We start from the raw sequence: 12656 nt of genomic DNA on the forward strand, positions 1-12656 counted from the left end.
CGGTACAGACAGTGGCGGGGGGGGCGCGCGGCGATCCGGCCTTGGAATACTGGGCGCATGCCCCCGCGCCACACCGCCGATCCGGAAGCGACCCGCGCCGCGGTACAGACAGTGGCGGGGTGGCTGCGCGACGAGAACGCCGAAGCGCCCGAGCGCGCCGCGATCGCCGTCGCGGTGCGACTGACCGCCCGCACCCTGGCCGCGCTGGCACCGGGTGCCAGCGTCGAGGTCCGCATCCCGCCGTTCGCGGCGGTCCAGTGCATCGACGGGCCCCGGCACACCCGCGGCACACCGCCCAATGTCGTCGAGACCGACCCGCGCAGCTGGCTGCTGCTGGCGACCGGACTGCTCGATCTGTCCGATGCGGCGGCCGACGGGACACTGCGGCTGTCCGGTTCGCGGGCCACCGAGGTGGGCGCCTTTCTGCCGCTGGTGAAAATCGATTGATCGCACCGCCGACACTCGCCGTTCAATTCTGCGATTCGCGCCGATCACCGTAGACTGACTTACGTCAACGACCTCCGCCAGGGAGCAGCCCATATCGTGACCGGCCAACTGGAAAACGAGCCTCGCGAAGAGTGCGGCGTCTTTGGAGTCTGGGCTCCGGGCGAAGATGTTGCCAAACTCACGTACTACGGCCTCTATGCGCTACAACACAGGGGCCAGGAGGCGGCTGGTATCGCGGTCGCCGACGGATCCCAGGTGTTGGTCTTCAAAGACCTCGGTCTGGTCAGTCAGGTGTTCGACGAGCAGACGCTGGCCGCGATGGAGGGCCACGTCGCCATCGGGCACTGCCGCTACTCCACCACCGGCTCGACCACTTGGGAGAACGCCCAGCCGGTCTTCCGAAACACCGCGGCCGGCACCGGAGTTGCCTTGGGCCACAACGGAAATCTGGTCAACACCACCGAGCTGACCCGCCGCGCTCGCGATGCCGGCCTGATCAACCCGAACATGCCGGGCGCGGCGACCACCGACTCCGACATCCTCGGGGCACTGCTGGCACATGGCGCGGCGGACTCCAGCGTCGAGCAGGCCGCCCTGGAGCTGTTGCCGACCGTCCGCGGTGCGTTCTGCCTGACCTTCATGGACGAGAACACCCTCTATGCCGCGCGTGACCCGTTCGGGGTGCGCCCGCTGTCGCTGGGCCGGCTGGACCGCGGCTGGGTCGTCGCCTCCGAAACCGCTGCGCTCGATATCGTTGGCGCCTCCTTCGTCCGCGACATCGAGCCGGGCGAACTGCTGGCCATCGATGCCGACGGTGTGCGCTCCAGCCGGTTCGCCAACCCGACGCCGAAGGGCTGCGTCTTCGAGTACGTCTACCTCGCCCGTCCCGACAGCACCATCGCCGGACGGTCCGTCCATGCCGCCCGCGTCGACATCGGCCGGCGGCTGGCGCGCGAGAAGCCGGTCGAGGCCGACCTCGTGATCGGTGTGCCCGAGTCCGGCACCCCGGCCGCGGTGGGCTACGCCCAGGAGTCCGGTATCCCATTCGGTCAGGGACTGATGAAGAACGCCTACGTCGGGCGCACCTTCATCCAGCCGTCGCAGACCATCCGCCAGCTCGGTATCCGGCTGAAGCTCAATCCGCTCAAAGAGGTGATCCGCGGCAAGCGGCTCATCGTCGTCGACGACTCGATCGTGCGGGGCAACACCCAGCGCGCCCTGATTCGGATGCTGCGTGAGGCCGGCGCCGTCGAGGTGCACGTGCGGATCGCCTCCCCGCCGGTGAAATGGCCGTGCTTCTACGGCATCGACTTCGCCACCCCGGCCGAGCTGATCGCCAACGCGGTGGACAACGAAGGCGAGATGCTCGAAGCCGTGCGGCACGCCATCGGCGCCGACACCCTCGGCTACATCTCCCAGCAGGGCATGATCGCGGCCACCGAGCAGCCCGCCACCCGGTTGTGCTGCGCCTGCTTCGACGGCACGTATCCGATCGAACTGCCCGGCGAGGCACAGCTGGGCAAGAACGTCGTCGAGCACATGCTGGCCACCGCGGCGCGCACCGGACTCCCGCTGCAGTCCGAGAACGACAACGCCTCGGCGCTGCGCAGGCCCTGACCTAGACCGCCGCGGTCGTCACCCGGCGTACCCGTGCGTCGAGCCGCATCGCCTGCAGCGGACGTCCGGCATACCAGTACAGCCGGCCCAGCAGGCCCCTCGGATAGAAGATCGCCCGCTGCTCGTAGCGGCTGCCCTCACCTTCCGGCGTGACCCGCATCTCCAGCCACCGATCACCGGGGGCGGTGTTGGCAGCCCGCAGCCGCAACACCTTGCCCGGCTCACGTTCCTCCACGCTCCAGCGGTCCGGTGCGCTGCTCTCGACGGCCTTCCACAGCTGGTCGGGGCTCGCGCTGGTGTGGCGCGAGCGCGTGTCGGTGTAGACGACCTCGCCGGCCCACGCCGGATCGCTGGGCAACTGCGCCGCGGTACCGGTGTTCCACGTCGTCTCCACCTCACCGCGGGCGATCCGGGCCAGCGCCAGCGATACCGACCGCCGGTACGGGGTCAGCCCGCCTGGGGGTGGGGGGATGATCGTGTCGATGTCGTGGTTGTCCATCACCGCATCGCAGTGCAGCGACTCCACCAGCGGCCGGGCCAGACCGGACGGGATCGGGGTCACCAGTCCCACCCATAGCGCGGCGATCCGCGGGGTGAGCACCGGAAGGACGAGCATGCGGCGTCGGCCCAGACCGGCGACCTCGGCGTAGATCTGCATCATGTCGCCGTACTCGAGGACGTCGGGCCCGCCGATGTCCCAGGTGCGCGACTTGGGTACCTCGGCGGTGGCGGCCTCGACCAGGTAGTGCAGGACGTCGCGGATGGCGATCGGCTGGATCTTGTTGTGCACCCACTTCGGGGTGGTCATCACCGGCAGCCGGTCGGTCAGGTGGCGGATCATCTCGAAGGAGGCCGAGCCTGACCCGACCACGACCCCGGCCTGCAGGACGATCGTCTCGATCCCGGAAGCGATGAGTATTTCCCCGACTGTGGTGCGGGACGTCAAATGTGTTGAGAGCTCGACACCTTCGGGATGCAGGCCGCTCAAGTAGACGATGCGGCGTACCCCGGCGGCGCGGGCCGCGGTGACGACGTTCTGGGCTGCGCGGCGCTCCTCGGCGGCGAAGTCCTTCTCGAAGCCCATCGAGTGCACCAGGTAGTAGACGACGTCGACGTCGGCGAACGCCGCGGCCAGGGAGTCGGCGTCGTTGAGATCGCCGCGGGCCACCTCGACCTTGGCGCGCCACGGCACGTTGGCCAGCTTCTCCGGCGTGCGGGCCAGCGCCCGTACCGCGAAGCCACTGTCCAGCAGGCGCGGCACCAACCGGCCGCCGATGTAGCCCGTGGCACCTGTCACCAGGCACCGGATCTGCTCAGCCGACACGCACAACTCCCCTCGTCGCCTCTTATTCGGAGCCGACGAGCACCTGGATTGCCCGGATCTGGGCCGGTTATGCCCAGCCGGTCAGAACGGACAGCCGGGATTGGGCATGTCCACGGTCAGCGGGCTGCCCGCGGGGTCGATGTAGAGCACCCACATCACCAGCGGCACCGGTCCTTCGTTGCGGCCTTCGTGGACGTATCCGGCCCCGCTGCCCTCGGTGATCGGATCACCCGGCTGGTACACCCCGTCGACCGAGCATCCGCTGTCGTAGTGCGTCAGCGTGCCCGCCCTGATCACGCCGAACACCTGGCCCGGGTGGTAGTGCCAGCCGGTGGTGCCGCCCGGGGCGATGGTGATCTCCTTGGTGATGTAGTCCTTGCCGCCCAGCGAGGACTGCGCCAGCGTCACGGCGTCCACGCCCTCACCCGGCGTCGCTGAGGCCACGCCGGGCGCCGCGAACACCACGCCGAGGCCCACCGTGACCACCCACCGCACTGCCGTCATGGAAGCAGGGTGTCATAGCCCGATCACGGCTCGCGGCCGAACACACACGACGCGCGCTGATTCGATCCACAATGGCTCCCATGGCATTTGCGGGATGGCCCATCGAAGCCGTCGAGTTCTACGAAGGTCTGGAAGCCGATAACTCCAAGGTGTACTGGACCGAACACAAGGCCGTCTACGACCGGTACGTGAAGGCGCCGATGGACGAGCTGCTGGCCGAGCTGGCCGCCGAGTTCGGTGCGGGCAAGATCTTCCGGCCCTACCGCGACGTCCGGTTCAGCGCCGACAAAACGCCCTACAAGACCAACTGCGCGGCGACCATCGGATCGGGGTATGTGTCGTTCTCCGCCGACGGGCTCTCCGTCGGCGGCGGGCTGTACATGCCGGACCCGGCGGCGCTGGCCCGCTACCGCGAGGCTGTCGACAAGCCGAAGTCCGGCGCCGAACTCACCGCGATCGTCACCGATCTGCAGGCGGCCGGCTACGAGATCATGGCCCACGAGGTGCTCAAGACCGCGCCCAGGGGCTACCCCAAAGATCATCCGCGGATCGACCTGCTTCGGCACAAGGGCATCGCGATGATGAAGACCTGGCCGGTTGGTGCCTGGCTGGGCACCAAGAAGGCCAAAGACCGCGTGGTCACCACCCTGCGTGCCGGGGTTCCGCTGAACGAGTGGATCGCCCGCCACGTCGGGTGAACCCGGCGCGTTACGGCGCGAGTCGGCGGGCGGTAGCCTTATGCCCGATGACTGATCGCGAGGAAGACAGCCAGATCTCCTACGCATCGGCCGGGGTTGACATCGAGGCCGGTGACCGCGCGGTCGAGCTGTTCAAACCGCTGGCCAAGCGGGCCAGCAGGCCCGAGGTGCGGGGTGGTTTGGGCGGGTTCGCCGGATTGTTCGCGCTGCGTGGCGGCTACCGTGAGCCGCTGCTGGCCGCGTCGACCGACGGTGTCGGCACCAAGCTGGCCGTCGCGCAGGCGATGGACAAGCACGACACGGTCGGGCTCGACCTGGTCGCCATGGTGGTCGACGACCTGGTGGTATGCGGTGCCGAGCCGCTGTTCCTGCAGGACTACATCGCCGTCGGCCGTACCGTCCCCGAGCGCGTTGCCGCGATCGTCTCCGGCATCGCCGAGGGCTGTGTGCAGGCCGGCTGCGCCCTACTCGGCGGCGAGACCGCCGAACACCCCGGTCTGATGGAGCCCGACCACTACGACATCTCCGCCACCGGTGTGGGCGTGGTGGAGGCCGACGACGTGCTGGGCCCGGACCGGGTGCGCCCGGGGGACGTCATCATCGCGATGGGATCCTCCGGCCTGCACTCCAATGGCTACTCGCTGGCGCGCAAGGTACTGCTCGACATCGACCGGATGAACCTGGCCGGTCACGTCGAGGAGTTCGGTCGCACCCTGGGCGAGGAGCTGCTCGAGCCTACTCGGATCTACGCCAAGGACTGCCTGGCGCTGGCCGCCGAAACCCAGGTCCGCACCTTCTGCCACGTCACCGGCGGCGGGTTGGCAGGCAACCTCGAGCGCGTCATCCCGCACGGTCTGGTCGCCGAACTGGATCGCGGAACATGGACTCCCGCACCGGTTTTCACGATGATCGCCCAGCGCGGTCGGATCGATCGCCTGGAGATGGAGAAGACCTTCAACATGGGTGTCGGGATGGTGGCCGTCGTCGCGCCGGAGGACACCGACCGCGCGCTGGCCATTCTCACCGCCCGGCACCTGACGTGCTGGACGCTGGGAACCGTCGCCAAGGGGAAAGACGGCCCACGAGCGACGCTCGTGGGCCAGCACCCACGGTTTTAAAGAAGGAGGGCGGCGGCTCAGGGCCGCCAGTCGTCCTCATCGGTCCACGGGTCGTCACCGAACCCGTTGTCGGACTTCTCGGGTTCGCTCCCGCCCGAACCGGCCAGCTCCTTACGGAGCCGATCGACATCGATTTGCGGAGAGCTGTATTTCAGCTCTCGAGCAACCTTGGTCTGCTTCGCCTTAGCCCGGCCGCGGCCCATGGGGGAACCCCCTCGCGCAATAACGGAGCGGCCCGAAATCAGGCGGCTCCGATCTGTGTGTTGGTTATTGTCCTGCCAACACTTTACCGTGCCCCGCGGCGATCTGCTGGCAGGCCCGTTCGGCCGACCGTGAACATCAGTTCGGACCGCCCCGCAGCCGCTCAACGGCCAACCGTCCGGCGCCCACCCCGTCGGCCGGCGGCAGCGAATCCGGATCGATCTCGGCGGCGACCTGGTGCTCCCCGCCGGTGATCAGCGGGGTATCGGCTGGAATACCCCGCTTGACCAGCGCCAACGCAATCGGGCCTTCGTCGATGTGGTCTACCACGGTGCCCACCCGGCCGATGCTGCGACCGCCCGCGAGCAGCGGATCGCCCGTCGCGGGCAGCTCACCCGAGCCGTCCAGGTGGAGCAGCACCAGCATCCGCGGCGGTTTGCCCAGGTTGTGCACCCGCGCAACGGTCTCCTGGCCGCGGTAGCAACCCTTGTCCAAGTGCACCGCACGACCGATCCAGCCGACCTCGTGTGGGATCGTGCGCTCGTCGGTGTCGACGCCGAGCCGGGGGCGCTGGGCGGCAACCCGGTGCGCCTCGTACGCCCACACCCCGGCCTGCCGTACCCCGGCTGCAGCCAGCCGGGCCAGCCAGGCGTCCTTGTCGGCACGGGGAACCAGCAGGTCAACCTCGATCCCGGCCTCGGATGCAGCCGGCATCCGGCGCAGCAGCCCGCCACCGGGCAGCGCCACCGCAGTGCCTTCAGCGGGTAGTTGCGCCACTCCGAGGGCCTCTTTCACCGCGGCGTCGTCGAGTTCCGGGCCGAGCAGGGAGAGCACCGCCATATCGGCCGCCGCGGGTGCCACATCGGACCAGAACACCATCTTGGTCAGGTAGGCCAGCAACGGCTCCCCGCGCCAGGCCTCGGTATCGAGGTAGGTGACTCCGCCCAGCTCGGTCTGAATCCAGTGATCCTCGACACGGCCCTGGCCGTCGAGGCTGAGATTCTCGGTCACCGTCCCGTCGGGCTGCGCGCTGACGTGCTGCGAGGAGATGGAGTGCAGCCAGCTCAGGCGGTCGGGTCCGGTGAGCGTGATGACCGCGCGCTGCGAACGGTCGACGACGACGGCCTGGTGCGCAGCGGTGCGTTGCTCGCCGAGCGGGTCACCGAAATGCCAGACCGCTCCGGCGTCGGGGGAGGTGGCGGGGGCGGGGACAGCTGACACATTTCAACTCTACGAGCCTGCCAGTACGCTTCTGCTCCATGTCCGGGGAGTCTTCGGTGGTCGTCACGATCGACGGGCAGGTGCACGATCCGTCGTCGCCCCTGCTGTTCGCCGACGACCTGGCCGCGGTGCGCGGTGACGGGGTGTTCGAAACCCTTTTGGTGCGCGACGGCCGGGCCTGCCTGGTCGAAGCACACCTGCGGCGGCTGACCCAGTCGGCGCGGATGATGGACCTGCCGGCACCCGAGCTGAGCGACTGGCGTCATGCCATCGAGGTGGCCGTCGACCGTTGGACCGCGATCACTGGTGACGAGGGCGCGCTGCGCCTGGTCTACAGCCGCGGCCGGGAGAGCGGATCGGCGCCGACGGCGTACCTGACGGTCAATCCGCTCCCGGAACGCGTCGGGGTCACCCGGCGCAGCGGTCTGGCCGCGGTGATGCTCGACCGCGGACTGCCGTCCTCCGGCGTCGACGAGATGCCGTGGTTGGTGGCCGGCGCCAAGACCCTGTCGTACGCCGTCAACATGGCCGCGCTGCGGCACGCGGCCGCCAAGGACGCCGGTGACGTGATCTTCGTCAGCTCAGACGGATTCATCCTCGAGGGCCCGCGTTCGACGGTGGTGATCGCCGCCGACAGCGACGACTCATCGGGGCGCACCTGTTTCTACACGCCGCCGCCGTGGTATCCGATCCTGCGCGGAACCACCCAGCAGGCACTGTTCGAGGTAGCCAGGGACAAGGGCTACGACTGTGACTACCGCGCGCTTCGGCCTGCTGATCTGTTTGCCGCCCAGGGTGTTTGGCTGGTGTCCAGCATTACGCTGGCGGCGCGGGTGCACACGCTGGACGGCCGGCTACTGACCCCGGCGCCGCTGGCAGCCGAGATGTCGGAGTTGGTCGACGCCGCGATTCTCAGCGATCGCTGAGCGCGAAAAACTGTTGGCACGGCGCCTTCTGCGCGGGTACGGTCGGCCGTACACAGGGAAGGAGGTGGTCCGGAACATTGAGTAGTAATTCTTGGACATGTGAGGTGGCTGCCCGCTAGCAGCACCAGGTGCCGGAATCACCTGCGCCCTGCGCGCGCTGGCGAATTCCAGGCAGCTACCCGGCCCCCGAGCCCTTGGTTTTGTCCGACCAGGAAAATCCGGCTCGGGGGCCGCCCCATATCTGGGCTCGGTAGCCCGACTAGCGCTGCGCGGGCGGTTGCGGGGCCAGCGACGCGCAAGCCTGCAATCCCTTGTCCCACACGCCCTGGTCGACGCCGGGAGGTGCCGGCGGTGGCCCGCTGTGATCACCTTGGGCGCCCGGTCCGCCTTGCCCACCCTGCGGCGGCCCGCCGGGCCCGCCCTGCGGCGGCGCCGGAACCCCGTTGTCGGTCATGCACTGGATGAACGGGTCGCTGCCCGATCCGCCGGGACCGGCGGGTGCGGCCTCGCTGGGTGCCGAGCAGGCCACCACACCGCCGACCAGAGCCGCCCCGAGAACGGCCATGGCCGTGGCGTGTAGCGGTCGCAGAGTCATCACATCTCCTTGGCTAGGGAATCAACCCAGCCGACGGTATGGCCCGCGAATAGGCGTGAAATAGCACGACGCTATGGGTCGGTTAAGAGGCCACGGGGTCCGGAACGCGCCGACTATCGCGGTGGCTGATCCGATTTCTGGCGCCGCGGCCCGCAGTGCGCGATGATGCCGCGCATGCGTAAAGGCTTGGTCATGATCACCGTCGCGGCGTCGGCGGCACTTCTGACGCTGGCGGGCTGTGCGCCCGCCGACGAGAAATCCACCACGGCAACGGGCGGCCAGGCGTGCGACAAGGCATCCCTGCCCACCTTGAAGTCCGGTGTGCTGACGTTCGGTACCGACCAGCCCGCCTACCCGCCGTGGTTCGTCGACGACGACCCGGCCAACGGGAAGGGTTTCGAGTCTGCGGTGGCCTACGCGGTGGCGGGCAAACTGGGCTACGACACCAAGGATGTGCAGTGGGTTCGGGTGCCGTTCAACGCGGCGATCGCGCCGGGGCCGAAGACTTTCGACGCCAACCTCAACGAGTTCTCCATCACCGAGGAGCGCAAGAACGCCGTCGACTTCTCCGCGCCGTACTACGACGTCACCCAGGCCGTCGTGACCATCAAGTCGTCGCCCGCCGCGAAGGTGACCACCCTCGACGGCCTGCGTGATCTGCGCCTCGGTGCCCAGGTCGGCACCACTAGTTACAACGCCGCCAAGACGCTGAACACCAAGGCTCCGATTGCCGTCTACAACAACAACGACGACGCCAAGGCCGCCTTGGTCAACGCTCAGATCGACGCCCTGGTGCTCGACCTGCCCACCGCCTTCCAGGTGCAAAGCGAGCTGACCGATGGCGCGATCGTCGGCCAATTGCCCTCGGGCACAGACAAACCCGAGCAGTTCGGCATTGTGCTGGACAAGGGCAGCAAGCTGACCTCCTGTGTATCGGGGGCGGTTGACGCGCTGCGCAGTGACGGCACGCTAGTCAAACTGCAGCAGCAGTGGCTGGCCGAAGCCGGCAGCGCGCCGGTACTGAAGTGACCGCACTGGCCGTCGAACGCCAGGCGTATCGGCGGTCACGGGCGCGCCGCTCCACGCTGGTCGCCCTGCTCTCCACGGTGGTGTTCGCCGCGGTCGCCGTCGTGGCCACGACATCGTCACCGGGCTGGCCACGGGTGCGCGACTCGTTCTTCAACCTGCGTATCGGCTGGGACAGCCTGCCCGCGGTGCTCGACGGCCTGTGGCTCAACGTCCGGGTGCTCGTGGTCTGCCAGATTCTGATCCTCACGTTCGGTCTGGGTCTGGCCGCGGTGCGCACGCTGCGGGGGCCGGTGTGGTTTCCGGTGCGCGCGTTGGCCACCGGTTACGTCGACCTGTTCCGCGGCCTGCCGCTGATCATCTGCCTCTACCTGGTCGGATTCGGGCTGCCCGGTCTGCGGCTGGCCGGCGTTCCCAACAACCCGGTGCTGCTGGGTGGTTTGGCCCTGGTGCTGGTCTATTCGGCCTACGTGGCAGAGGTCTTCCGCGCCGGTATCGAGTCCGTGCATCCGTCGCAGTTGGCAGCAGCCAAGTCGCTGGGGCTCAACTACCGCCGGACCATGCGACTGGTGGTGCTGCCCCAAGCGGCCCGTCGGGTGACGCCGGCATTGCTCAACGATTTCGTTGCGCTGCAGAAGGATTGCGGCCTGATCTCCGTGCTGGGGGCTGTCGACGCGGTGCGCGCCGCGCAGATCCAGGTCGCCACGAGTTACAACTTCACCCCATACGTGGTGGCCGGCCTGTTGTTCGTCGCCCTGGCCGTGCCCTCGGCGCGGCTGGCCGACTGGGCCACCCGCCGCGCGGCGACCCGGCAGGGCGCGCTGTGACGAACGTCCTGTCGGTGCGTGGACTGGTGAAGAGTTACGGCGAGCGCACCGTGCTCGACGGTGTCGACCTCGACGTCGCCGAGCACGAGGTGGTGGTGCTGATCGGTGCGTCCGGGTCGGGCAAATCGACGCTGCTGCGCTGTGTGGACCTGCTCGAGGAGATCGACGACGGCCAGATCTTCCTCGACGGCCGCGACATCAGCGATCCCAGGGTCAACGCCGATATCGCCCGCCAGCCGATGGGCATGGTGTTCCAGTCCTTCAACCTGTTCCCGCACATGAAGGTCATCGACAACGTCACCCTCGCGCCGCGAGTGGTGCATCGCCGTGACCGCAGCGAGGCCGAGGAGCGCGGCCGCGAACTGCTGGCCCGGGTTGGCTTGGCAGACAAGGCCGATGCCTACCCCGACAAGCTGTCGGGTGGCCAGCAGCAGCGGGTGGCGATCGCGCGGGCGCTGGCCTATGACCCGCGGCTGCTGCTGCTCGACGAGATCACCAGCGCGCTGGACCCTGAACTGGTCGGCGAGGTGCTGGATCTGGTCGGTGAACTCGCTGCGGCGGGACGCACCATCGTGATGGCCACCCACGAGATGGGCTTCGCTCGTCAGGTGGCCAACACCGTGTGCTTCCTCGACGGCGGCAGGATCATCGAATCAGGTTCCGCTGAGCAGGTTTTGACCGACCCGCAGCATGAACGGACCCAGCAGTTCCTGCGGCGGGTGACCGGTATCCGCGGCGACTAGCTCGCCGGGCCGGGCCCGAGCGTCGAGCACGCCTTCATCGCGTCGTCCCACGTCTTCTGGTCGACGCCGGGCGGTGGGCCCAGCACCACCGAACCGCCGGATTCGGCGACCCCGTGTTGGGTCAGGCAGTGCGCCAGCGTGCCGTGCTCCGAGGGCGTGATGGTGGCCTCGGTGGGAGCCGGGCTGATCGTGGTGGGCGGCCCGGACGGGGTGGGACTCGATGAGCATCCGGCCAGGAGTGCGGCCGCTGCAGCCGCACCGAGGAGTAGTCGCCGCATCAGCCGACGTATCGCGACAGCCGGGCCGATAGATGGGGGACGAGTCCACCGTCGGCGTCGACGCGTTCCTCGACGTAGGCCAGGTCGCCGTCCTCGACGATGCCGTACAGCCGCTTGGCGCCGCCGACCAGCACACCGGACTTGCTGCGGGCCAGCGCGTCGGTCACCAGCTCCCAGGACGACTGGGTGCGGGGCCGGCCGTAGAACAGTTCGACATACCCGGCGGAGTGGGCCAGCAGCAGTTCGATGGCCTGCGATTCACCCGGGTCATCGGGATCGTTGACGAAGCGCCAGAAGCCGGTCTCGCGCAGGCCGGGGGAGTGGTAGGCGCCTTCCTCGTCCAGCCGCCAGGAGCGGGCCTCCCAGTTCAGGTAGTCGCCACCGTCATGGGAGACGATGATCTGCTGGCCGAACCGGTAGTCACCGCCGGCGCCGCGGCCCTCGCCTTCGCCGCGCCACACCCCGACCAGGGGGAGCAGCGCCAGCAGCGCGTCGTGCAGGTCTGCGCCCTGGCGCAGATTGGCGGTGTCGGCGGGCATCGGGAGGTCGTCGAAGACCGGGATATTGCGGCCAGCCGTCTCCTTGGCGCGCTCGGCCGCTGCGGCGACGGCCCGATCTCCGCTGCCGGCGATGTCGTCCGAGGTCACGACTCGTCGGTGATCAGTCGGTACAGCGCGTACAGCGCGAACCACGTGATCAGCACGACGGTGGCAACCAGCAGGATCTCGTAGAAAAGAACCACGGTAGAAGTCTAACCGCGCAGGGCTCGGGCAGCGTCGCCGCCCGAGCCCTGTCAGCGATCCGTCAGCGTGAGCCGGTAACCCGACTCAGGCGACCTTGATGTCGACTTCGTGGATGCCGGCGCCCTGCGGTGCGACGGTGACGTCACCGTTGCCCAGCTTCGACAGCGCCCGCACCTTCCAGGTGCCGGGTGCGGCGAAGAACCGGAAATCACCGGTGGCCGAGGCGACGACCTCAGCGGTGAACTCGTCGCTGGAGTCCAGCAGACGCACGAAGGCACCTCCCACGGTCTGTCCGGAGCCGTCGACGACGCGACCGGTGATCACCGTCTCCTTCTCCAGGTCGACACCGGCGGGCAGGTTCTGTCCTTGTTTCGGTGCAGAGCACATG

16 protein-coding genes are annotated in these 12656 nt (G+C 68.6%); 8 read left to right on the forward strand and 8 right to left on the reverse strand.

From position 1 onward, the window contains the following. The first annotated feature begins 57 nt into the window (after positions 1 to 57). Both BN3385_RS10705 and purF read left to right on the forward strand, forming a co-directional pair. Positions 58 to 447: a sterol carrier family protein gene (locus BN3385_RS10705; protein WP_059016770.1), complete on the forward strand. Its 390-nt coding sequence runs from the start codon at positions 58 to 60 to the stop codon at positions 445 to 447. Positions 448 to 543: 96 nt separating this feature from the next. Then, on the forward strand, positions 544 to 2064 hold the full coding sequence (purF, locus tag BN3385_RS10710) for an amidophosphoribosyltransferase (protein WP_059016771.1): 1521 nt from the start codon (positions 544 to 546) through the stop codon (positions 2062 to 2064). Between the two features lies 1 nt (position 2065). Here purF and BN3385_RS10715 read toward each other — a convergent pair whose 3' ends face one another. Together BN3385_RS10715 and BN3385_RS10720 are read right to left on the reverse strand one after the other, a co-directional pair. After that, a complete protein-coding gene (locus BN3385_RS10715) occupies positions 2066 to 3388 on the reverse strand; it encodes an SDR family oxidoreductase (protein WP_059016772.1) in 1323 nt (440 codons plus the stop codon). 81 nt (positions 3389 to 3469) lie between these two features. After that, positions 3470 to 3892 (reverse strand): cupin domain-containing protein, encoded by a 423-nt coding sequence (locus BN3385_RS10720; protein WP_059016773.1) that lies wholly within the window; start codon positions 3890 to 3892, stop codon positions 3470 to 3472. Positions 3893 to 3972: 80 nt separating this feature from the next. On the opposite strand from BN3385_RS10720, the gene BN3385_RS10725 reads away from it, so the two are divergent. Further along, positions 3973 to 4590, forward strand: coding sequence for a DUF2461 domain-containing protein (locus BN3385_RS10725; RefSeq protein WP_059016774.1), 618 nt, complete (start codon positions 3973 to 3975; stop codon positions 4588 to 4590). A gap of 47 nt (positions 4591 to 4637) precedes the next feature. Next, a complete protein-coding gene (gene purM, locus BN3385_RS10730) occupies positions 4638 to 5708 on the forward strand; it encodes a phosphoribosylformylglycinamidine cyclo-ligase (protein ID WP_059016775.1) in 1071 nt (356 codons plus the stop codon). Positions 5709 to 5725: 17 nt separating this feature from the next. On the opposite strand, the gene BN3385_RS10735 is transcribed toward purM, so the two are convergent. Then, on the reverse strand, positions 5726 to 5911 hold the full coding sequence (locus BN3385_RS10735; RefSeq protein WP_059016776.1) for a DUF3073 domain-containing protein: 186 nt from the start codon (positions 5909 to 5911) through the stop codon (positions 5726 to 5728). Positions 5912 to 6047: 136 nt separating this feature from the next. Beyond that, positions 6048 to 7130, reverse strand: coding sequence for a CAF17-like 4Fe-4S cluster assembly/insertion protein YgfZ (gene ygfZ, locus BN3385_RS10740; protein ID WP_059016777.1), 1083 nt, complete (start codon positions 7128 to 7130; stop codon positions 6048 to 6050). Positions 7131 to 7168: 38 nt separating this feature from the next. On the opposite strand from ygfZ, the gene BN3385_RS10745 reads away from it, so the two are divergent. Further along, positions 7169 to 8056 carry an aminodeoxychorismate lyase gene (locus BN3385_RS10745; RefSeq protein WP_082690421.1) on the forward strand — a complete coding sequence of 296 codons (888 nt, stop codon included), beginning with the start codon at positions 7169 to 7171 and terminating at the stop codon, positions 8054 to 8056. A 259-nt stretch (positions 8057 to 8315) separates the two neighbouring features. On the opposite strand, the gene BN3385_RS10750 is transcribed toward BN3385_RS10745, so the two are convergent. Continuing rightward, positions 8316 to 8651: a hypothetical protein gene (locus BN3385_RS10750; protein WP_059016779.1), complete on the reverse strand. Its 336-nt coding sequence runs from the start codon at positions 8649 to 8651 to the stop codon at positions 8316 to 8318. Positions 8652 to 8825: 174 nt separating this feature from the next. Here BN3385_RS10750 and BN3385_RS10755 point away from each other — a divergent pair, with 174 nt between their 5' ends. The 3 genes from BN3385_RS10755 to BN3385_RS10765 are packed head-to-tail and all read left to right on the forward strand — an operon-like array spanning position 8826 to position 11247. Continuing rightward, the gene (locus tag BN3385_RS10755) at positions 8826 to 9680 is read left to right on the forward strand and encodes an ABC transporter substrate-binding protein (RefSeq protein ID WP_082690688.1); all 855 of its coding nucleotides are present in this window, start codon (positions 8826 to 8828) and stop codon (positions 9678 to 9680) included. Then, complete coding sequence (locus BN3385_RS10760; protein ID WP_059016781.1) at positions 9677 to 10504, forward strand: amino acid ABC transporter permease; 828 nt, start codon at positions 9677 to 9679, stop codon at positions 10502 to 10504. Before BN3385_RS10755 ends, BN3385_RS10760 begins: the two co-directional genes overlap by 4 nt. Then, on the forward strand, positions 10501 to 11247 hold the full coding sequence (locus BN3385_RS10765) for an amino acid ABC transporter ATP-binding protein (RefSeq protein WP_156432717.1): 747 nt from the start codon (positions 10501 to 10503) through the stop codon (positions 11245 to 11247). Before BN3385_RS10760 ends, BN3385_RS10765 begins: the two co-directional genes overlap by 4 nt. Here BN3385_RS10765 and BN3385_RS10770 read toward each other — a convergent pair. The 3 genes from BN3385_RS10770 to BN3385_RS10780 all read right to left on the reverse strand — a co-directional run bounded on the left by BN3385_RS10770 (position 11244) and on the right by BN3385_RS10780 (position 12655). Then, a complete protein-coding gene (locus BN3385_RS10770) occupies positions 11244 to 11525 on the reverse strand; it encodes a hypothetical protein (RefSeq protein WP_059016782.1) in 282 nt (93 codons plus the stop codon). The genes BN3385_RS10765 and BN3385_RS10770 overlap by 4 nt on opposite strands. Further along, complete coding sequence (locus BN3385_RS10775; protein WP_059016783.1) at positions 11525 to 12172, reverse strand: heme-binding beta-barrel domain-containing protein; 648 nt, start codon at positions 12170 to 12172, stop codon at positions 11525 to 11527. Before BN3385_RS10775 ends, BN3385_RS10770 begins: the two co-directional genes overlap by 1 nt. A 180-nt stretch (positions 12173 to 12352) precedes the next feature. After that, a complete protein-coding gene (locus BN3385_RS10780; protein WP_059016784.1) occupies positions 12353 to 12655 on the reverse strand; it encodes a DUF1416 domain-containing protein in 303 nt (100 codons plus the stop codon). Position 12656: the final 1 nt, after the last annotated feature.

It is taken from the genome of Mycobacterium sp. M26, assembly GCF_001494595.1.
Classification (GTDB): domain Bacteria; phylum Actinomycetota; class Actinomycetes; order Mycobacteriales; family Mycobacteriaceae; genus Mycobacterium.

Coding starts and splice junctions, on each gene's coding strand:
- purM (WP_059016775.1), top strand. CDS start 4,638: ATGACTGATCGCGAGGAAGACAGCCAGATCTCCTACGCATCGGCCGGG.
- BN3385_RS10720 (WP_059016773.1), bottom strand. CDS start 3,892: ATGACGGCAGTGCGGTGGGTGGTCACGGTGGGCCTCGGCGTGGTGTTC.
- BN3385_RS10735 (WP_059016776.1), bottom strand. CDS start 5,911: ATGGGCCGCGGCCGGGCTAAGGCGAAGCAGACCAAGGTTGCTCGAGAG.
- BN3385_RS10725 (WP_059016774.1), top strand. CDS start 3,973: ATGGCATTTGCGGGATGGCCCATCGAAGCCGTCGAGTTCTACGAAGGT.
- BN3385_RS10750 (WP_059016779.1), bottom strand. CDS start 8,651: ATGACTCTGCGACCGCTACACGCCACGGCCATGGCCGTTCTCGGGGCG.
- BN3385_RS10780 (WP_059016784.1), bottom strand. CDS start 12,655: ATGTGCTCTGCACCGAAACAAGGACAGAACCTGCCCGCCGGTGTCGAC.
- BN3385_RS10755 (WP_082690688.1), top strand. CDS start 8,826: ATGCGTAAAGGCTTGGTCATGATCACCGTCGCGGCGTCGGCGGCACTT.
- BN3385_RS10745 (WP_082690421.1), top strand. CDS start 7,169: ATGTCCGGGGAGTCTTCGGTGGTCGTCACGATCGACGGGCAGGTGCAC.
- BN3385_RS10770 (WP_059016782.1), bottom strand. CDS start 11,525: ATGCGGCGACTACTCCTCGGTGCGGCTGCAGCGGCCGCACTCCTGGCC.
- BN3385_RS10705 (WP_059016770.1), top strand. CDS start 58: ATGCCCCCGCGCCACACCGCCGATCCGGAAGCGACCCGCGCCGCGGTA.